The sequence below is a fragment of the Pseudogemmobacter faecipullorum genome (assembly GCF_020539525.1).
GTDB classification, from domain to species: Bacteria; Pseudomonadota; Alphaproteobacteria; order Rhodobacterales; family Rhodobacteraceae; genus Pseudogemmobacter; species Pseudogemmobacter faecipullorum.
In genome coordinates, this window is record NZ_JACDXX010000011.1 from 1 (window position 1) to 19,574 (window position 19,574).

General features: G+C 65.8%; 18 protein-coding genes. 9 read left to right on the plus strand and 9 right to left on the minus strand.

Features of this window, described 5'->3' with window-relative positions; genetic code table 11:
• Positions 1 to 409: 409 nt before the first annotated feature.
• Positions 410 to 1,615 (minus strand): replication initiation protein, encoded by a 1,206-nt coding sequence (locus H0485_RS12495; RefSeq protein WP_226936036.1) that lies wholly within the window; start codon positions 1,613 to 1,615, stop codon positions 410 to 412.
• A gap of 558 nt (positions 1,616 to 2,173) precedes the next feature.
• On the opposite strand from H0485_RS12495, the gene H0485_RS12500 reads away from it, so the two are divergent.
• Both H0485_RS12500 and H0485_RS12505 read left to right on the plus strand, forming a co-directional pair.
• Positions 2,174 to 3,571: an AAA family ATPase gene (locus H0485_RS12500; RefSeq protein ID WP_226936038.1), complete on the plus strand. Its 1,398-nt coding sequence runs from the start codon at positions 2,174 to 2,176 to the stop codon at positions 3,569 to 3,571.
• 1 nt (position 3,572) lies between these two features.
• A complete protein-coding gene (locus H0485_RS12505) occupies positions 3,573 to 4,649 on the plus strand; it encodes a ParB/RepB/Spo0J family partition protein (RefSeq protein WP_226936040.1) in 1,077 nt (358 codons plus the stop codon).
• Between the two features lie 11 nt (positions 4,650 to 4,660).
• Here H0485_RS12505 and H0485_RS12510 read toward each other — a convergent pair whose 3' ends face one another.
• The gene (locus H0485_RS12510; RefSeq protein ID WP_226936042.1) at positions 4,661 to 5,287 is read right to left on the minus strand and encodes a LuxR family transcriptional regulator; all 627 of its coding nucleotides are present in this window, start codon (positions 5,285 to 5,287) and stop codon (positions 4,661 to 4,663) included.
• Between the two features lie 148 nt (positions 5,288 to 5,435).
• Here H0485_RS12510 and H0485_RS12515 point away from each other — a divergent pair, with 148 nt between their 5' ends.
• Positions 5,436 to 6,146, plus strand: coding sequence for a CoA transferase subunit A (locus tag H0485_RS12515; RefSeq protein WP_226936044.1), 711 nt, complete (start codon positions 5,436 to 5,438; stop codon positions 6,144 to 6,146).
• Positions 6,146 to 6,790, plus strand: a complete 645-nt coding sequence (locus H0485_RS12520; protein WP_226936045.1) for a 3-oxoacid CoA-transferase subunit B — start codon at positions 6,146 to 6,148, stop codon at positions 6,788 to 6,790. The genes H0485_RS12515 and H0485_RS12520 overlap by 1 nt, the downstream gene beginning before the upstream one ends.
• Positions 6,791 to 6,852: 62 nt before the next feature.
• Here H0485_RS12520 and H0485_RS12525 read toward each other — a convergent pair whose 3' ends face one another.
• Together H0485_RS12525 and H0485_RS12530 are read right to left on the minus strand one after the other, a co-directional pair.
• On the minus strand, positions 6,853 to 8,262 hold the full coding sequence (locus H0485_RS12525; RefSeq protein WP_226936046.1) for a phage head spike fiber domain-containing protein: 1,410 nt from the start codon (positions 8,260 to 8,262) through the stop codon (positions 6,853 to 6,855).
• Positions 8,263 to 8,520 carry a spike base protein, RCAP_Rcc01079 family gene (locus tag H0485_RS12530; RefSeq protein ID WP_226936047.1) on the minus strand — a complete coding sequence of 86 codons (258 nt, stop codon included), beginning with the start codon at positions 8,518 to 8,520 and terminating at the stop codon, positions 8,263 to 8,265.
• Positions 8,521 to 8,741: 221 nt separating this feature from the next.
• Here H0485_RS12530 and H0485_RS12535 point away from each other — a divergent pair, with 221 nt between their 5' ends.
• Genes H0485_RS12535 through H0485_RS12555 form a run of 5 tightly spaced genes read left to right on the plus strand, consistent with a single transcriptional unit; the run spans position 8,742 to position 13,077 of the window.
• Positions 8,742 to 9,965 carry a glycosyltransferase gene (locus H0485_RS12535; RefSeq protein ID WP_226936048.1) on the plus strand — a complete coding sequence of 408 codons (1,224 nt, stop codon included), beginning with the start codon at positions 8,742 to 8,744 and terminating at the stop codon, positions 9,963 to 9,965.
• Positions 9,962 to 10,534: an acyltransferase gene (locus H0485_RS12540; protein WP_226936049.1), complete on the plus strand. Its 573-nt coding sequence runs from the start codon at positions 9,962 to 9,964 to the stop codon at positions 10,532 to 10,534. Before H0485_RS12535 ends, H0485_RS12540 begins: the two co-directional genes overlap by 4 nt.
• Positions 10,531 to 11,790: a hypothetical protein gene (locus tag H0485_RS12545; RefSeq protein WP_226936050.1), complete on the plus strand. Its 1,260-nt coding sequence runs from the start codon at positions 10,531 to 10,533 to the stop codon at positions 11,788 to 11,790. The genes H0485_RS12540 and H0485_RS12545 overlap by 4 nt, the downstream gene beginning before the upstream one ends.
• On the plus strand, positions 11,783 to 12,607 hold the full coding sequence (locus tag H0485_RS12550) for a hypothetical protein (protein WP_226936051.1): 825 nt from the start codon (positions 11,783 to 11,785) through the stop codon (positions 12,605 to 12,607). The genes H0485_RS12545 and H0485_RS12550 overlap by 8 nt, the downstream gene beginning before the upstream one ends.
• Positions 12,608 to 12,666: 59 nt before the next feature.
• The gene (locus H0485_RS12555; protein ID WP_226936053.1) at positions 12,667 to 13,077 is read left to right on the plus strand and encodes a hypothetical protein; all 411 of its coding nucleotides are present in this window, start codon (positions 12,667 to 12,669) and stop codon (positions 13,075 to 13,077) included.
• Here H0485_RS12555 and H0485_RS12560 read toward each other — a convergent pair.
• The 5 genes from H0485_RS12560 to H0485_RS12580 are packed head-to-tail and all read right to left on the minus strand — an operon-like array spanning position 13,047 to position 19,403.
• Positions 13,047 to 15,008, minus strand: coding sequence for a GNVR domain-containing protein (locus H0485_RS12560; RefSeq protein WP_226936055.1), 1,962 nt, complete (start codon positions 15,006 to 15,008; stop codon positions 13,047 to 13,049). The two genes, H0485_RS12555 and H0485_RS12560, sit on opposite strands and share 31 nt — an antisense overlap.
• A complete protein-coding gene (locus tag H0485_RS12565; RefSeq protein WP_226936057.1) occupies positions 15,005 to 16,327 on the minus strand; it encodes a polysaccharide biosynthesis/export family protein in 1,323 nt (440 codons plus the stop codon). Before H0485_RS12565 ends, H0485_RS12560 begins: the two co-directional genes overlap by 4 nt.
• A 2-nt stretch (positions 16,328 to 16,329) precedes the next feature.
• Positions 16,330 to 16,998: a YjbF family lipoprotein gene (locus tag H0485_RS12570; RefSeq protein ID WP_226936059.1), complete on the minus strand. Its 669-nt coding sequence runs from the start codon at positions 16,996 to 16,998 to the stop codon at positions 16,330 to 16,332.
• Positions 16,995 to 19,082: a YjbH domain-containing protein gene (locus tag H0485_RS12575; RefSeq protein WP_226936061.1), complete on the minus strand. Its 2,088-nt coding sequence runs from the start codon at positions 19,080 to 19,082 to the stop codon at positions 16,995 to 16,997. Before H0485_RS12575 ends, H0485_RS12570 begins: the two co-directional genes overlap by 4 nt.
• A 3-nt stretch (positions 19,083 to 19,085) precedes the next feature.
• Positions 19,086 to 19,403, minus strand: coding sequence for a hypothetical protein (locus H0485_RS12580; protein WP_226936063.1), 318 nt, complete (start codon positions 19,401 to 19,403; stop codon positions 19,086 to 19,088).
• Positions 19,404 to 19,574: the final 171 nt, after the last annotated feature.

Below are 19,574 nucleotides of genomic sequence, written 5' to 3' on the forward strand. Positions count from 1 at the left end.
CAGTACTCTGGCTGATCCGCAACCTTGTCAGAATGTCGTTCCGGCAGCTTCCGCCGCCTCCCTCAACCTCCCGCCGCCGTCTCCGTCTGCGTTCCGTTTCGGTGAGCCGGTATCTAGGACCCAATCACAGAACCTGCAAGCACATAAATGTAAAAAAATGGCCACAGCCCAAACCAGACCAGCAAAATAAGGGAAATAAACTTGCGAAGTGCCTCGGGATGACCTGCTGCTTATCCACAGCCTCCGGCGCGAAATGGGGATAAGATCAGCACAATCAGCACGCTGCGATTCTTAAGCCCCCCGAATCCATCCCCTGGAAGACCGCGCCGATTCCCCGAGGCGCCACCCCCGGTCATAACCCTCGCGCGCGCAAGCTATATAATGCGGGAAAACACGATGCAGTTTGCGCTCATTCGAGACCCTCGAAGGCGTCCGGAAAGACTTCTGCCCAGAAATCCCGGATCGCGGCGGCGTTCAGCGCCGACATCCAGCCATGACGCTCAAAATCTTCGCGCGCGGCGCCTTGCACCCGGGCAAGGAACAGACGGCGATCAGCATCGCGCTGGGTTGGGGTCCGGGCTGCGGCGAGGTCGCGGACCCGTTCAAGCTGCTGCGCCCGCAGCGTTAACGGTCTGGCAGGGTTTCGCGGCGAAACCGCCCTGCCCTTTCCGGTGGCCGCCTCTTCGCCTTCATTAAGCACTTTGGCCAGGTAGCCAGCCGGGTTGCGCACCCCCTCCTGGCCCGAGACATAATTCATCTTCTGCAGCACCAGTGCTTCGCCATGCTCGGCGATCCACTGCCGCGCCAGCCGGTCCGACACCCCCAGCCGGCGCAGCCGCGCATAGGTATCGCTGTTGCGGACCCCTTCCCCGTCATCCAGATCGAGAATCGACAGCTGCGGGTTCTCGGTGATCAGAAAACGAATTCCTGTCACCGCCCGGCCCATCTTCTGCAGCTCTGGCGTGATAATGATATTTGAGGTGCGGTTCACCTCTGCGACGCCGGGCTTGATGATTTTGGCATTAAGATGCTTGAATTCATCATAATAGGGGCTATCCGCCACGCCCATCAGCCGGCGAAACAGGTCGAGCGACCACCAGCCCGTTGAGCCGGTGCGCACGAAGCGATAGCAATTCTCGTACAGCGCCAGGGCATGACCACTGGTGAAACGGCGCTGAATGTTCAGGTTAATCAGCGCGAAAATCTTGGGATCGTGCAGTTTTTCTGCCAGAGCCGGCGAATAGGCATACTCACAGATCCCTGATTTCAGCCGCGCAAAAGCAAGCAGCGAGGAAACCCCCCATTCCTGCTGACCATCGGCATCGAGCATATCCCATTCTGCCACGGTTTCAGCGAGGCCCCGCAGAGCGGCTTTCAGCGTATCGGTATCATTGGAATTATAGCCGATCATCAGGCAAAGCGTACGGGCATCAATCCGGTGCGTGCTTTGACTGGTCAGGCTGTCATAGGCATTCAGCAGCAGAACATTGGACAGTTTGCGCTGCAGCAGCGATAATTTACCCGAGACATGGATCGCCGCGACATGCTTTTTTACCGCGCCGCGGCGCAGAGAGCCTGAAAGGCGATCTTTTGGAATGTCTTCGAACTGGCTCATCTTACTGTTTTCCGGCGCTGGCCGGTCCCCTCGAATCCGCGGGGAACCCCCCATTATCTGCGCGATAATCCCCCATCAGGTATCCGACAACAAGATAGAAACAGGTACCATTTTCAGGACAGAGCCGACGTTGCTCCCCGCCTGCAGCAAGAAGCAGGCTGATTGCAAAAGGTATCCATCTACAGGAACGCGGGTTCTGCGCCTCGGGCACAGAGCGCTTCAGGAGCATTTTTCCGCTCGTTTTCCGGGGAGAAGGTCAGGAAATAGGGGCAAAACCCGCGAATCAGAACCCATACTCCCGGAATCAGATACCTGCCCCCCTGCCTTCGGGCACCTTTCACCCTGAAAACAGGTACCTTACTAAGTGTAACATACTGATATTTAATGATATGTTTATCCTTAAAGCTCTTAAAAGATTCTCAATAAATCAAACATATTCTGACTGCTGATTTTTCATCTTCTGTAGGATTTGCGCCGACCTTCGGTATTTCCTATTCTCAGGAAGATGTGCCATAGTTCTTTGCATATCGCCCCAGGAACAGCACACGTGCGAGACAGATGACAATAAAAACCGGTTTCCCGAATAAGGCTGATCTGCCGCCTTATTTTAACCTGGATCCAGCCCAGGCCGCAGCAAAACTTGCCGATCCGATTGATACTGCGCGTTTCGCTAAGGCCGCAGCCTTTGCCGGACGCGGGCGGGATGATCTGGCCCGCCGCGGCTATGCCCCGGACGGGCTGAAACGGTTGCGCCGGTTCTCGACCTGGGAAGTCTGTCGCTATCTTATCCCGGTGAACCCGGCCCATTTGCGGCGTGTGCTGCGGCTGAACCCGGACCTGCCGCAGGGAGAGGGTGAGGGAGGGTCTAAGTGGTTCAGCCTGGAAGAGGTGCTGGCGCTGCGGGACCATTTTGCCACCGAGGGTGCGAAAGAACGGGCCTATAAGGCCTGGCGGCCGGAGGGGCTGCCGGCAAAAGTGGTGGCCGTGGCGAATTTTAAAGGCGGGGTAGGGAAGACTTCGACCGCGGCGCATCTGGCCATGTCGGCGGCGCTTGATGGATATCGTGTGCTGGTGATCGATCTCGACAGCCAGGGATCGATGACTTCGATCATGGGGGGCAAGGTTGAGGATGAGTGGAAAACCGTTTTCCCGCTGCTGGCCCGGGATTATGCGTTGCGGCTGCAGGAAGAGAATAAGCTTCGTGAGATCAATGGCCAGGAGCCTTTTGCTTTTGACGAGACCCTGACCGAGGCTTTGCAGGTTTCGCCGCGAAACCTGGTGCAGAAAACCCATTGGCCGAATATCGATCTGATCGGGGCCCAGCTTAACCTTTACTGGGCCGAGTTTCAGGTGCCGGTCTGGCGGATGCAGCTGCGGTCCTGGGCCTTGTGGGATGCGCTGAGTAATGCGCTAAATGAGGGGGGACTCCTCGACAGCTATGATCTTATCCTGCTCGATACCCCGCCCGCGCTCGGTTATCTGACTATTAACGCTCTGGCGGCGGCGGATATTTTGCTGGTGCCGCTCGGGGCCTCTTTCCTGGAATTCGACAGCACCGGGCGCTTTTTCGATATGATCTATTCGACCTTTGCCTCGATTGAGGAGGGGGAGAACCGGGCGCGGCGCGACAATGGCCTGCCGGAAATGCGCTTTGAATGGGATGCGGTGCGGGCGCTGATCACCCGCTTTGACCCGGCGCAGCAGACCGATCTGGCCAATGTCATCCAGGCCTATTTCGGCGATTTCATGACCACCTATCGCCAGGAAATGACGGTGATGGTCGGCCAGGCCGGTGAGATGGTGTCGGGGATCTATGAAACCGATTACCGCGATTTCAACCGCGATACCTATGTGCGTGGCCGCGAGACCTTTGACCGGACCTGGGCCGAGGTGAAAGAGCTGATCCTCGGCGCCTGGTGGCGCGATCAGCAGATGGCAGAGGCGGAGGAGGATTGAGATGGCCAAAAGACGCAGCCTGACCGCGCCTTCGGCGGATGCGCTGAAGCAGCTCGAGGATGATTTCCGCCGCGAAGGCATCGCGCCGCGGCCCTCGGCGGCGCCGATTGCCCAGATCGCCGCCGAGACCGCCGCGATCATGGATCCGCGCCTGCATGAACAGCGTGCTGCGGCCGCCCAGGACCGGGTCGATGCCGAAGCGATGCGCGAGGCGCGTGAAAAGGGGCTGATCCTGATGGATCTGCCGCTGGAGGTGATTGAGCTGGACGCGCTGGCCCGCGACCGGATGTCGATCGCATCCGAGGAGCTGGAAGAGCTGAAATCCTCGATTGCGCGCAATGGTTTGCGGCTGCCGATCGAGGTCTTTGCTTTGGCGGAGGAGGGGCGCTACGGCCTGCTTTCGGGTTATCGGCGTCTGGTCGCGGTGCGCGGGCTGTCTGAGCTGACCGGCGATCAGAAATACAGCCAGATCAAGGCGGTGCTGCGCGATCCTGAGGCGATGGGCGGCGCTTTCGCGGCGATGATCGAGGAGAATGAGATCCGCTCGGCGCTGAGCCATTTTGAGCGTGGCCGGATCGCCGTGGTCGCGGCGCAGCAGGGCGCCTTTGGCAATGTCGAGGCGGCGGTCGAGGCTTTGTTCCCGGTTGCCTCCAAGGCCAAGCGCTCGAAAATCCGCTCTTTCGCTCTGGTGTTTGAAGAGCTGGGCGACATGCTGTCCTTCCCCGAACAGCTGACCGAAAAGCTGGGCCTGCGCCTGGCGGCGGCTTTGCGCGAAGGGGCTGAGGCGCGGCTGCGCATGGCCCTGGCCGAGACCAGGCCGGGCACGGCCGAGGAAGAGGCCGAGGCGGTTGAGGCTGCGTTGTCGAGCCTGACCAGCGCCCGGGCCGATCCGCGGCGCGGCGGGCGGCCAAAGCGGCAGTCGGTGCCGCAGATCCGGCTGAGCTCGGGCTTTGCCCTTTCGGCGCGCGAGGAAAGCGAGGGCTGGTCGATCCAGGTTGGCGGCACGCGCCGCATCGACCGCGAGCTGATCGGCGTTTTGATGAAAGAGCTGGAACGGCTGCTGGAACGCCCGGAATAAAGCCGGGAGGGTCAGGGCTGGCGCGGCCCCGCCGGGCTGCGCCGCTCGCCGGCGCCGAGCAGGATATTGACCAGCTCAAAGCTGTTTCTGACATTCATCTTGCGGATCATATTGGCGCGATGCACCTCGACCGTGCGATGCGAACAGCTGAGGCTCTGGGCGATTTCCTTGCTGGTGAAACCATTTACCAGATAACCGGCGATGCGCAGCTCGGCAGGGGTCAGGCCGCCGACCGGGCTGATGCCGGTTTCACTCGGGCGGTAGGTCCAGACCGCCAGCCGCTCTGGATCGCCCTGATCCAGCGCCTGGCCGCGCCCCGCCATCCAGACCACCGCCCCGTCTTTGCAGCGCATAAACCGCTCGTCACAATAGACGCCGCCCTTGCCCATGGCGCGGCGGGCGCGGTCGCCGATGCGTTCAAAATCGGTCAGCCCGGGGTAGAGCAGGCGGATCGACTGACCCTGAAGCTCTTGCGGGCGCCAGCCGAATACCTGTTCCACCCGCAGGCTGGCGCGCAGAATCCGGCGCTGGCTGAGGATCAGCGTCGCATCGGGCGCATGCAGAAAGGCCAGCCTTTCGGGGTCGCGCGGCAGCGGCGCGGGGCGGGGATCTGGCGGATTTCCGGCGGCAGGAGGCATCTGGATCAGTCTCTGTAGACACGTAGGGATCTACGTATTCTCACGAATAGTGAGCCGTGCCGCAAGGCGGCAGAATTGCGCTCTGAGACAGGACCGGGTGGGGCGCGCGAGGGCGGGTGCCGGGGTCGGGGCAGAGGGAGGCCGGGTTTTGGGTTTATCAAAAGTCTATGAGGATGCAGGCGCGGCTCTGGCCGATGTGCTGCGCGATGATCTGCTGATCGCCGCCGGAGGATTTGGCCTTTGCGGTATTCCGGAGCTGCTGATCGCGGCGATCCGGGCCTCGGGCGTGAAGGGGCTGACCGTGGCCTCTAACAATGCCGGGGTGGATGGGTTTGGCCTTGGCCAGCTGCTGGAAACCCGCCAGGTGAAAAAGATGATCTCGTCCTATGTCGGCGAGAATGCTGAATTCATGCGGCAATATCTCTCGGGCGAGCTGGAGCTGGAATTTAACCCGCAAGGCACGCTGGCCGAGCGGATGCGCGCCGGGGGCGCGGGCATCCCGGGCTTCTACACGAAAACCGGGGTTGGCACGGTGATCGCCGAGGGCAAGGAACATCACGATTTTGATGGCCAGACCTATATTCTCGAACGCGGCCTGGTCGCCGATCTGGCGATTGTAAAGGCCTGGAAGGCCGATCCTTCGGGCAATCTGGTGTTTCGCAAGACGGCGCGCAATTTCAACGTGCCGGCGGCGACCTGCGGTAAGATCTGCGTGGCCGAGGTGGAAGAGATCGTACCGCTGGGCGCGCTGGACCCCGACAGCATCCATCTGCCCGGCATCTATGTGCACCGCATCGTGCAGGGCGCGCATGAAAAGCGCATCGAGCAACGCACCACCCGCAAGAAGGAGGCTGTGTGATGGCCGGTGAACAAAAGGGCTGGGACAGAAATCAGATGGCGGCCCGCGCCGCGCAGGAGCTGCAGGATGGCTGGTATGTGAACCTTGGCATCGGCATTCCGACGCTGGTGGCCAATTACATCCCCGAGGGGGTCGAGGTCACTTTGCAGTCGGAAAACGGCATGCTGGGCATGGGGCCTTTCCCCTATGAGGGCGAGGAGGATGCCGATCTGATCAATGCCGGTAAACAGACCATTACCGAGCTGCCGCAGACCGCGTTTTTTGACAGTGCCACCTCGTTTGCGATGATCCGCGGCGGCAAGATTGCCATGGCGATCCTTGGCGCGATGGAGGTCTCGGAACAGGGCGATCTGGCGAACTGGATGATCCCGGGCAAGCTGGTCAAAGGCATGGGCGGGGCGATGGATCTGGTCGCGGGCGTCGGCCGGGTGGTGGTGGTGATGGATCACACCAATAAGCTCGGCGAATCGAAAGTGCTGCCGGCCTGTACCCTGCCTTTGACCGGCAAGGCGGTGGTCAACCGCATCATCACCAATCTGGGCGTGCTCGATGTGGTCGAGGGCGGGCTGAAGATCGTGGAAATGGCCGATGGGGTCAGCGAGGCCGAGCTGCGCGCCGCGACCGGGGCGAAGATCGTCGGTTAAGGCCCGTATCGGGGTGAAGATCCGGCCCGCGCGCCCCGGGGGAAACTCCGGGGCGGTTTGGTTTATAACGGCAGGCTGGCGCTGCTGATCCAGGCCGCGAGCGCGGTCTCTGGCAAAGCATCGCTGAACCAGACCAGGCGCGAGAGATAGAGAAAGCCCTGCTGGCCGCCATTGTTGCTGGCAAGGCCGATGGAGAGGGGCGCGATATCGGGCAGGCGCTCATAGCCATTGGCCTCAATACCGCCCTCGCCGCCGGTGAAACGCGCCAGGGCATAGCCGCCGCCCCAGCTGGCCGCGATCCGCATCCGGCTGCCGCTCATCATCAGCCCGGCTGACCAGGGGCGGCGCAGAAACTGGCTGTCTTTATAGGGCAGAAAGCCCTGCATCTGACCGGCGCCATTGATTTCAATGCCAAGTTTATTCTGGGCATCGAGCCGGGCGTTGACCACCTGGGGATAGGTGCCGATGGCGCGCAGCATCGACATATGGGTGATTTCGGCCAGAATAGTGCCGCGCCGCATCGAGGTGAGCGCAGTGAGGGCGGGCGAAAGCTGCGCGGTATCGGCGGCCCGGCTGAGCGCGGCAGAGGTGGTATAGATCGGGGAAGAGGCGCCGACGGCGCTGTTTTCGAGCTGCACCGCATCAACCAGGATCTGATCGCCCGGGGTGGCGAGGCGCAGGCCGATCACCGGATTGGCGATATTGAGATAATGCAGCCCGGGGGCAAAGCTGATGAACCAGCGCCCCGGCTCGGCCTCGAGCAGCGGATACCAGTCGCTGCCGTTCAGCGTGCCCTCAAGCGCGCCAGTGCCGGTGATGCGGCGCAGGAAGAACGAGGGCCAGTAATTTGCCCCGGTGGCGGTGATGCTCTGGGTAATGGTTCCGCCCGGGCTGGTGGCGGTCAGCAAAGTGGCGGTGCCGGCCGCGCCATCGATGCCAGGCTGGTCGCGGCTGGCGCTGAGACCCGAGCGCAGCCAGAGCGCATGGTTCAGCTCGCGGCTGCGCAGGCAGCGGTTGGTGCGCGTGCCCTCGATCAGCAGGCCCAGATCCGAGCGCGGCAGGATATTGGCGGCGCGGGGCGAAAACAGCCCGCTGCTGTCGGCGATGTTTTTGACGCTGGCGCGGCTGTGGCTGAGCACTTCGGCGGCGGTGAGCGGCAGGCCCAGGGCCTGATAGCTGTCGGTGGCGAAATTCAGATCAAACAGCAAAGCGGCCGGGCCGGGGGCATCGACCTGGATCACATTGCTGGCGCCGCAGCGGATCGCCGCGCCCTCCAGCGCTTTGGTCATGGTCCAGGCGCTGCCGGTTTCGCCTGCGATCGGCTGGTCATCGGCAAACCACGGGCCGGGCTGATCGCAAAGAAACGTTGATCCGGCATGGCCGTGCCCGCTGGCAATATGGAGCCGCGGGCCAGGGGGGGCGAGGGGCTGGCGCAGGGCCAGGGCGCTGAGCGACAGGCCGAGGCTGAGCATTTACCACCATCCGATCAGGCTGGCTGTGGTGCCGCTGGCCAGCACGCGCAGGGGCGAAAGCGGCAGGATCTGGCCCTGTTGCAGGCTGTAGCTCAGCTCGGTTCCCGCCGTGTCGCGTAAGACTGCCGTGCCGCTGCCGCTGCAGTAGAGGACACGCGGGCGCGGCGCGAGATCGGCACTGTCGGAGGGGGTGATCGCCTGATGAAACAGCGCCGGGCTGTCGAGGCTGCGGGCATAGCCGGTGAATGGATCGCTCATCCGGGATCTCCTGCTGGGATGGGGCGGTCAGGGTCAGAGCTGCGCTGCCAGGATTGTGTTGCCAGGGCGTGCGCCGCCGCCGGGCCAGAGGCAACAGCGGCAGCGGCGCAGAATGCTGGACATTTTGCACAATCGAGGGTTGTAATTGGCTTGCGGCCCTGTTGCGGCCATACCGCTCTGCAGCTGTCTGATGATACCGGTTTCTGCCAGGGAATCCGTTCATGACCGAGGCTTTGCTGACCCCTGACCAGGCTGCGCTCTGCCGGGCTGACACTGCCGCCGCCCCGGCCGCTGGCAGCCTGCAGATCGTGCATGTGATCACCCGTTTTCTGCGCGCCGGGGCCGAAGAAAACACCAGGCTGACCTGCAATGGCCAGGTGGCGCTTGGCCATCGGGTCTGGCTGCTGCATGGCAATCAGGCCATGCCTGAGGCGCTGGCGCGGCTGGATCCGCGGGTGCGGGTGATCGCGGTACCCGGGCTGGTGCATCCTCTGGCTCCGGGGCGCGATCTCATGGCGCTCTGGCAGCTCTGCCGGCTCTTGCGCCGCATCGATGCCGATGTGCTGCACAGCCATACCTCAAAAGCCGGAATCCTTGGCCGGCTGGCGGCCCGGATGACCGGGGTGCCGCTGGTGCTGCATGGGGTGCATATCCTGCCGTTTCAGAATGTCGGCCCGGTGAAAAAGCGGCTCTATCTTGGCCTGGAACGCCTGGTTTCCGGTTATACCCATGGCTATATAGCGGTCTCGGAGGCGCTGCGTTCGGCCAATCTGGCGGCGGGTCTGGGCCGGGCCGGGACCAATCATGTCGTGGCCTCGGGCATGGATCTGACCCGGTTTCGCACCCCCCTGCCGCCGCCCGACCTGCCGCCGCATCAGGGCCTTCTGGTCATGGTTGCCGCTTTCGAGCCGCGCAAAAGGCATCTGGAGTTTCTGCCGGTCTTTGCGGGCCTGGTGCAACGCCATCCGGGGCTGAAACTGGCGCTTTTGGGCGAGGGGCCGCTGCGCCCGGCGGTCGAGGCCGGGGTGGCGCGGCTGGGGTTGCAGGATCAGGTGATTTTCACCGGCTTTCGCGAGGATGTGGCGGGCTGGATCGCTGCGGCGGACCTTTGCCTGCTGTGTTCGGCGCATGAGGGGCTGCCGAGGGTGCTGGTGCAATATCTGGCCGCTGGCCGCCCGGTGGTGATGACGGCTTTGCCGGGCGCGGAAGTGCTGCTGCAGCCGGGGGTGAACGGGTTTATCCTCCCGAAAGACGCCGTTTCAGCCATGTCAGAGCCTGTTCACCGGGTGCTGAGCGATCCGGAACTGGCGGCGCGGCTGCAGGCCGGGGCGCGGGCGGTGGATGTCTCGCCCTGGGCGGCAGAGGCGATGGTGGCCGGGATCGAGCGGGTGATGCAAGGCGCGATGGTCCTGCGCCGCGCCGCTGCTGCGCGGAGGCGGGCATGAGCGGGCGTGACCGTTTCCGCCGTCTGCGCCCGGTTTTGCGGCTGATCACGGCGGGGCTGCGGCTGCTGCCACGCTGGCTTTGTCTGGCGCTCTGGCCGCTGGTGCGCAGCCTGCCCTGGAGCCTTGGCTATGGGCTGCGATATTGCTTTTTCTGCCGTCTCAGTGCCGCATGTGGCGAGGTTTTGCAGGCCGGGCCGGGGCTGTCGGTCCGGGGCTGGGAGGGGCTGCGGATCGGGGACCGGGTCTCGCTGCAGGATGGCTGCTATATCGATGCCAGTGGCGGGATCAGCCTCGGCGATGATGTTTCGGTGGCGCATCACAGCTCGCTGCTCTCCTCGGAACATCAGTTTGAGCTGGCGGATCTGGCGATCAAATATAATCCGATGCGGTTTGCCGCGGTCGAGATCGGCCCCGATTGCTGGATCGGCTGCGGGGTGCGGGTGCTGGCCGGGGCGCGGCTCGGGCGGCGATCGGTGATTGCCGCCGGGGCGGTGCTGATGCGGGGGGATCATGTTTCGGGGCTTTATGCCGGGGTGCCGGCGCGGCTGAAACGGGCGGGGCCGCTGTGAGTTTTGCCCTGCTCTGGCTGCTGCAGGCGGGCTTTGTGCTGGCGACCTGGGCGGTGCTCGGGCTGCGCAGCCAGGGCGAGCTGCTGTACCGGCTCGGCCATGCCGGAGGGTTTTACGCGTTTTTCTATCTGCTGTTTTTCCTGCTGCCGCAGCTGGTCGGAGCATTGAGCGGGCAATGGGCGATTATTGGCTATGAGGCGGCGCATGAGCTGAGCCGCAAGGGGGTGTTTCTGGCCACCCAGGCCCGGCTCACCGGCTTTAGCGCGGCGGTTTTTATCGGGGCGGCGCTGATGGCCCGCTGGCTGCCCTTACCGGTGACGCGGTTTCACCGCCTGTGCCCGCTGCCCTTGCCGCAAACGCTGCAGATCTATCTCTGGCTGTGTTTTGGCTTTGGCCTTTGCGGTCATGCGGTGCTGGCCTGGCAAAGCCTGTCACTGACCGGTTTTCGCTCGGATCTGTTGAAAAGCCCCTCGGGCATGGCGCTGACTGCTTTGTCCTTTCAGGCCGGTTTTGCCTTTGCGCTTTTGCTGGCGACGGGCCTGCTGCAGGGCCGGAGGGGCCAGGCGCTGTTGCTGATCGCGCTGCTGGCGCCGCTGGTGGTGATCCAGGGCGCGCGTGGCCGGCTGCTCTGGCCGCTGCTGATCGCCGCGCTGCTGATCGCCTGCTGGCGCAACCGGCTGCCGCTGTGGCGCTGGCTGGGGCTGGGCGCGCTGCTGTCTGGCCTGCTCGCGGTGATGGACCCGCTGCGCTATGCCGTGTTGCGCGGCCTCAGCCCGGATATTTCGCTGCTGCGCGAGCTGAGCCAGATCTTCCTGGCCCGCACCTTTGACGGCTTTGCCAGTTTCGCGCTGATCCTTGATGGCGGGCGGATGCAGGCGGATCCGCAGCTGCTTTTCAGCGGTATCAGAGACGATTTTATGCGCGCCTATTATCCGGAGGTGCTGGCGCAGGGGGTGGCCTTTGGCTCGGGCCTGCCGGGCTGGTTCTGGCTGTCGGGCGGCGGGGCAGCGGGCTTTCTGGCGCTGAGCCTGGTCTATGGGCTGTTTCTTGGCCTGCTGGCTCTGCTGCTGCGGCGGCTGCGGCATCTGTTTCTGGTGGTGGCGCTGCTGTTTTGCTGCATCTGGCTCTGCGCGCTGGCCGGGGATTTTGTCGAATCGCTCGATAAGATGCTGGCCTCCTGCTTTGCCGGGCTGCTGGGGGCGTTGCTGATCCCGGCCCGGGCCGGGCCCGCCGGGGCGCGGCGGCATTTTGGCTGAGCCCCGCCCCTTCAGCGCCTTTCTCGCCAGCGCGCTGATGCGCGGCCTGGCGGCGGTGGCGCTGCTTGCGACCAGTTTCGTGATCGCCCGGCTCTATCCGCCCGGCGAGGCGGCGGGGTTTTTCTTCATCCTGACCGCGGCGCAGATTTCCACGCCTTTGCTGCTCCTGGGATTTAACGGCTTTCTGTTGCAGCAGGCGCCGCGGTTTGTGGACCCCGGGGCGCGGCGGATCTGGTTTGGCCATTGCCTCTTTGCGGTGGTGATCCCGGCGGCCCTCTCTGCCCTTGTCATGGCGGGCCTGGCGCTGCGGGTCGGGCCTGGAGCGGGGCCGGGGGCAGCGACAGGCTGGTCTGGCTGGATCTATATTCTGTTTCTGGCGCCGCTGACCGGCTTTGCCGGCTATACGCTGCAGGCGCTGGGGCATGTGGCCCAGGCGATCCTGGTGTTGCAGCTGCTGAACACGCTGCTGATCGGCCTGCTGGCCGGGCTGGCCCCGGCTCTGGCCCTGCCGGCGGCGCTGGCCCGGGATCTGGTCTTTCCGCTGGCCGGTGGGCTGGGGCTCGGGCTCAGCCAGCTGCTGTTGCACCGGGCGGGGCTGCGCGGCGGGCTCTGGCCGCGGCTGCTGCGCCACCCGGCTGAGCTGCTCCAGGGCGAAAGCCCGGCGGCGCTGGCGCTGATCTGGGCGGTCTATGCCATGCTGATGCTGACGCTCTGGCTGCCGCAGCTGGTGTTTTATGCCTTTGCCAGCCGCGAGGATTTCGCTTTCTTCAGCCTGGCGCAGCGCCTTGGCGCGGTGGTGGTTTTTTCAGCCTGGTGACGAATTTTACCCTTGCGCCGCGGCTGGCCCGGCTCTGGGCGGAGGGGGGGCGGGGGCAGTTGCGGCGCCTGTTGCTGCGCTCCTGTCTGATCCCGGGCGCTTTGGCGCTGCCCCTGGTGCTGCTGCTCCTGCTGCTGCCGGGAGAGATCCTCGGGATTTTTGGCGCGGATTATGTGGCGGGCAGCCGGTATCTGCAGATTTTTGCGCTGAGCCAGTTTCTGGCTGTGCTGAGCGGGGCGGCGAATACGCTGCTGGTGATGGCGGGCGCGGCGCGGCTGTTGCTGCAGGATCTGGCGCTGGGGGGGCTGGTTGCGCTGGGGCTGATCGCGCTGCTCGGATCCTGGCTGGGCGGGACCGGCTTTGCCCTTGCCTTTGCCGCAGGTCTCGGGCTGCAGAGCCTGCTGGCGCTGCGCCATGCTTTCTTGCTTTTGCGCGAGGATCAGGGGCTGTGCGCCGCGCCCCGGTCCTGAAACAGCGGCGCGAAACTGGCGGCATCGCCGGTACGGGCAATGGCATCGCGGTCGATCTTATTCAGGACAAGGCCGATTGCGGTGCCATTGGCACTGCGCCCGCGCGCGAGCAGCGCCAGGCTTTCCGCCAGATGACGGCGGTCGCTGCGCTGCCATTCGACCAGCAGCAGGGTGAAATCGCAATAGGGCAGCATCCGCAGCGTCTCGCGCACCAGCAGCAGCGGCGGGCTGTCGATCAGGGTGATGTCGAAATGGCGCTGTGCAAAGCCGATCACCAGGCCAAACACCGCCGGGCTCCAGTCCTCGCGCCGCAGCCCGGCAATGGCGCTGGCCTCGAGCCGGAACGGGCTGCGCGGTGCCTGATGGCGGCAGAGCTGCATCAGAGCCTGATCGAGCGCCAGCGCATCGCCCGGGCGCAGCCGCAGCGGCGCGGTCGCGGGCGGCTGGCGCCCCCAGGCATCGGCATCGAGCACCAGCACGCGCTGGCCGAGGCCCGCCAGATGCGCCGCAAGCGCGCGGATGGTGGTGGTCTTGCCCTCGCCGGGCAGCGCCGAGCTGCACAGGATCACCGGTGCCTGGGCTTCGGGTGGCAGGGCCAGCTCGATCCCGGCGCGCAGATTGCGGATCATCGCCGTCTCGAGGCTGGCCGGATCGGTGCCGATCCCGACCCTGTCCGCTCCATCGGCGAGGCCGGGCAGCAGCGGCAGCATACCCAGCACCGGCAGGCCGGAGAATTGCTCGGCCTCTTCCGGGGTGCGCAGCCCGCGCATACTGGCGAGCCGCATCCAGGCAATCGCCGCGCCACAAAGCCCGCCGCCGAGCAGAGCGAGGCCCAGCACCAGTTTATAGCGGGGGGTAAAGGGCCGGGCCGGCAGAATGGCCAGCGACAGGATCATGCTGCCCGCGTTTTGCAGCCCGGCCCGGGCGAGATTTTGCTGCAGCTGGCTCAGAAAATGCTGATAGAGCTCGCGCTGTGCCTCAACCTCGCGCTCAAGCTGCTGCAGGGCGATATAGTCGCGGCTCTGTCGGGCATGGCTGGCTTCCAGCCTGGCCAGACTGCTGCGCATCGCCGCCTCGCTTTCGGGAGAGGTGCCGGGTCCGGTCCGGGCCAGCCGGTCGCGCAGATCCTTGATCTGCTGCTCAAGCAGGGTCAGCGCCTCCGGGCTGCGAAAGCTTGAGGCGGCGCGCTGGCTGGCCGCCTGCAGTTCGGTCAGGATCAGCGTCTCGCGCAGCTCGGCGCTGCGCAGGCTGAGCCAGGCGGCAGCGTCGCGCGCCACCTGCTGCCGGCTGGCCACCTGATGCGCGATATAGGCCCGGGCCAGGGCATTGCTGAGCCGCAGAGATTTGTGCGGATCCTCGGAGGCAATCGCCAGCTCAAACACCAGAGAGCCGGGGATATTGCGCAAAAACAGCCGCTCGCGCAGATTTTCGACCAAGGCCTGGTCGCGCTGATCCTGGTCATCGGCGGCGGGTGCGGCGTCGGGGGGCCAGAGCGACCGGAGGGGCGAGAGCGACCAGAAGGGGCGGGGGGCGAATTCGGGATCCTCTTCCAGTTCTTCGGCCCGGGCCAGCTGCAAGAGCAGCTCATTGCTGCGCAGCACCTCCATCTGCGAGACAATCTCGACCGGCGTGCCGATAAACGGGCTGGTAAACATCGTGACCTCAAGCCCCGAAGGCGGCGCGGTCTCCATCATCACGCTGGCCTCGGCTCGGTAGAGCGGGATCGCCAGCACCCAGAGCCAGAAGGCGGCGAGCATGGCCGCCGCCAGGGCGAGGCCAAGGATCCAGCCCCGGGCCCGCCAGAGAAAACCGGCGAGCAGAGCAGGCCGGATCAGCTGATACTGCGGCGCTGCCTCGCGCAGCGCCGGAGAAAGGGCCGGGGCCGGGGCGGGCGGAGGCAGGCCGGCTGCGGGCAGGGGAAACGGGGTCATGGCGTGGTGACATTATCGAGCGGGATGGCGATCAGGCTGGGCGAGATCTGGTCGATCACCCGGCTCCAGCGGGTGACGGGCTGTTCGGCGACGAAGATCACATCATCGGGGCGCAGCAGCATCCTTGTGGCCAGCACCATGCCGGTGGCCGAGCCGCCATCGAGATGCCAGGCGGTGATGGCGGCGAAATCGCGCGGATCGGCGGCGCCGCGCAGCACATAGATCTGGCGCGGATTGCCGGTGCGCGACAGCACCCCGCCGCGCTCATAAAGTGCATCGGCGAGGCTGGCGCTTCGCTCAAACGGCAGGGGCCAGCGCCCCGGGCGCGCCACCTCGCCGGTCAGGAAGACATATCCCGCGCTCTCGGCCCCCAGCTCGCGGCGGCGCTCAAACAGCAGGCGCTGCTCTTCGAGCGCGGCGCGGCGCAGCGCGACCTCTTCGGACAGCGCCCTGGTTTCGCTGGCGCGATGGGCGCTGCGGGCCTCGGCGAGGCGGATCTGCTGGTCAAACCAGGTCTCGGCCTCGCCCGGATCGCGGGTCGGGTCGACGAAAATCGCATCGCCATCGGCGAGGCGCAGTTTTTGCTGCGACGGGCTGGTCAGAAAGCCGCTGACCGGCAGGCTGTAGAGCTGGCCGCCGCGATAGAGCCGGATCACCGCCGCCTCACGCCGCGCGAGCGACAGGCCGCCCGCCGAGGCGAGGGCGGCATCGAGGGTCAGCGGCACGAGGCCCGGCCGGGCCACACCGCCGCTGATGGTGACGCGGCGCGCGTTGAACTCGCTGATCTCAAGGCTGACACCGGGATCGGCGCCGCGCTCGATCAGCCGGGTGAACAGCGCCGCTTCGGCCTGTTCCAGCGTCAGCCCGGCCAGGGTGATCCGGCCCAGCTCGGGCAGAGCAATCGCCCCGTCATCCTGGACCCGGTGCTGCTGCACCCTGAGCGGGCCGGGGCTGTCGCGGCCCGGCTCGCGGCTGAGGCTGAGCATATCGCCGGTGCCGATCAGATAGGGGCCTGCGGGCGGATCGGGCGGCAGGTGCAGCCCGGTGGCGGCGGAGAGATCCGCAGGCGCGGCGGGCAGGTCGGGCAGAGCGGCGGCCCGGCCCGGCCCGGCCGCGCCGGTGGTCTGGTGAAAGGCCAGAGGCAGGCTGGCCGGGGCCAGGGGGGCCGCATTGGCGGCGAGCAGGCTTTCGGGCGTCAGGTCAATGACGCGCAGCTTGGCACCATTGACCAGCCCGGGCCGGACCGAGGGGCTGTGATAGAGCGCGCCGCAGCCGCTCAGACCCAGGGCGAGCAGCAGGATCAGCCAGCGGATCCGCATCACTATATCTCCTCTGTTTCAGTGAGGAAGAGCAGCTGCAGCTGCCCAAGGCGTGAGCGGGCCGAGATCTGCTGCCAGCTCTGCACAATTTTTCCGCCGCGCAGCCAGTAGTGATTGCTGAACCCGCCATCGGGGCCGTGGCAGCGTTCTTCGACCCGCAAAGTGGCGGCGCTGCGATGCTCTGAGAGGCGGATGGTTTCGCTGCCGCGCGGCAGGATATCGCAGATCCAGCCCTGCAGCTGCAGGGCGCCGCTGCCATCGGGCAGGCGGTGGAGCCGGGTCAGCTGGCCGGGCAGGGCGGCGGTAATGGCGGCTGCCGCCTCGGGGCTGGTGCTGGTGCTGGTGGTCATCAGGTCAAAGCCAAAGCCCCTGGTGCCGATCACCAGACCCTCCCGGGTGTAGATCTGCACATTATCGGCACTGCGCCAGCGTTTCACCCCGGCGCGCTCTCCGGCGAGGAGCAGGGTGCTGGCGCGCTGATGCGCGGGCAGGCGCAGGATCAGCCGCGGCGCATCGGCGGCGATCAGCGCCTGCATTTCCGCCGGCTGCTGCAGGGCGGCGAGGGCAGGGGCCGCCTCACCGGCAGCAAAGGCCAGCGCGCTTTGCACTGTGGCGGGCTGGCCCTGGCTGCAGGCGGCAAGCAGCAGGCTGAGGGCGAAGATCAGCCTCATCGCCAGAACCCTCCCCAGCCCTCACCGGCCGCCGCAGCCCTTGCCGGGCGGGTCAGGGCATAGAGGCGGTTGCGCAGATCCAGCCGGGCCCCGCCATCGCGCTGCACCGGGCGCAGGGTCAGCCTGGCCTCGGTAAGGCTGGGCGTGCCGGTGAGCCAGGGCAGCGGCAGGGTCAGCTGAATGCCTTTGTCAAACGCGCCCTCGCCGAAATCCCTGGTCCCGGCATCGGTCAGCGTGGCGAAAAGCGCCAGCGCCAGGCCATTTTCAAAGCGCCGGGTCAGGGTCAGGGTCGCGCCGTGATCTCCGGCCAGATAGCGCCCGGCATCAAGCTGCAGCTCATAACCCGGCGGCAGCTGCAGATAGGCCGAGAGATGGCCGGTGGTCACAGCGTAATCCTGAAAGCCTCTGCCATCGAAATCGCGCTGCCAGACCCGGTTCAGCTCGGCCCCGAGTGCGAAGCGGCGCCCGGCCGGGGCCCAGAGCAGCTCGGCCGAGAGCCCGCCGAACATCGGCTCAAACAGGCCAAAACTGCTGCGGGCATAAAAATCCGGGGCGGGGCGGAAGAAATAATCAACACTGGCCCAGGGGATCTGCAGATCGCTGGCGCGGGCATATTCGGCATAATCTGAGCGCACATGCGGCAGGACCGAATCTGAGACGCGGCGGGCGCTGTCGATATTGCCGATCAGCTTTTGCCGCAATGCGCCGGAAAAATGCAGCCCGCGCCAGGGCGACCAGTCGGCGTAAAGCTCGGCCCCGAGGTCAAGGCGCAGCGGATTATCGGGGTCGAAAGCGGCGGTGGCGAGCCAGGGGCGCAGCCCGTAGCTGATCTGCGGCTGAAAGGGCGGCAGCGGGCCGGGCCGGGCCGCGTCCCTGATATCGGCCCGCACCCAGGCCTGCCAGGCCCCGTCGGGGGCAAATTCCAGCGCCTCGAGATCGGCGCGGCGGAAAGTAACCTGCTGCAGTGGCATGCCTTTTTCGCTGTGGACGAGGCGGATCGCCTTTGTCTGGCCCGGCAGTCCGGCACTGGCCAGCCGCAGCGCCCGGCCCCAGCCCTGGGGCAGGCCGGGCCAGAGCCGGTTCGACAGCGCAAGTGTGGCGGTTTCGCCCTGCAGGCTCAGCCCCTCAAGGCGCAGGCCCTGATCGCGCAGCTCCGCCGCCAGCCGGGCGGGATCAGGATCGCCGCGCCCGGGGCCGACCGCCGGGGGGGCAGGCTCGCGGCCCGAGGGCAGGGCGGGCTGGCGCGGGTTGATCAGCTGACTGTAGCTCAGCGCCATTTCAGAGCCATTGACCAGCGCAAGGCTGAGCATGGCATTGGCACCAATCCGGTAGGAGGCGCGCAGGCTGAGCGGCGAGCGATGGCGATATCCGAGCACCGCCTCTTCCTCGGCCATGGCATCCGAGGAATATTCCGCGCTCAGTCGCAGCCGGTCACTGGCCTGCCAGTCGAGGCCGAAAAACAGCGCGGCATCGCCACGGAAAAACCGCTCAAAGCCGATCTTGCCGGTATCTTCGGGGCCCTGGCGACCGGGCCGCCGCGCCAGCCGGCCGGAGAGCCCGGCGAGCGGATTGCGAAAGCCGTGATAGCTGCCGAGCCTGCCCCAGCCGATGCCGAGGCTGGCCAGCAAATCGGGGCCGAAATGCCGCGAGGCGACCAGATATTCCGCGCCGAAATCGCCGGTGCCGCCCAGATCGCGCAGCCCGATCGCCAGCGCCGGACGCCAGCCCGCCTCGTCCTCGGCTGCCAGCAGATACTGCAGATCAAAGCTGCGGTCATAGAGTGAGGCCCCGCCGGCCGCGAGATCGAAATCGCGCAGCCATGAGTAGCGGAAGGCGCCGGTCAGGCGCGGCGTCAGCTGAAAGGCCAGGGTGCCGCGCCGCACATCCGGGCCATATTGCAGCAGCGACAGGCCGAACCAGCCATCAGGCAGAGCAGAGGCCGCAGGCATCTCGATATGTCCGGCGAGGCCATAATGCGACAGCTGCGGCGGATCAGCCATCTGCGCGCCGCTCTGGCCGCTGCCCATGGCGAGCCCGAGGCCCCAGGCCGTCAGCAGGCAGAGCCCTGGCCTGCCGCGTTGCATCGGCTAGTCGGCGGTGGTCGAGGGGGTGGTGCCCCCGCCGCCACCGGCGCTGGCCGCGAGGGCGAGACCCGCCGCCGCCACGGCAATGCCGCCGCTGAGCGCGATGGCCCCGAAAGCGGGAACAAAGCCGGTCGCGGGGCCGCAGCTGATCGCGATTTTCCCATCGGCGCGCCGGGTGGCATCGAGCACCGCCAGCTCACCGCAAAGGCTGTGGTTGCTGGCATAGAGGATCAGCTCCTCGCGGCTGAGGCGCGGCTCGGCCTGCAGCGGCGCGGTAAGACAGATCACCGAGAGGGCGGCAGAAAAGGCAGCGAAACGCATGAAATCCACCTTAACCGGACAGGGAAGAGCTGCAGCGAAAACAGGCTCTGACCCTGGGCAGAGTGATGCAGAACTGATTAATTTTGCGTTAACCGGGTTTGGGCAGGCGTGCGGGCGCGCCGGTCACTGTTTCAGGAAGGGGCGATAATCACGCAGCGGCCCGGGGCAGTG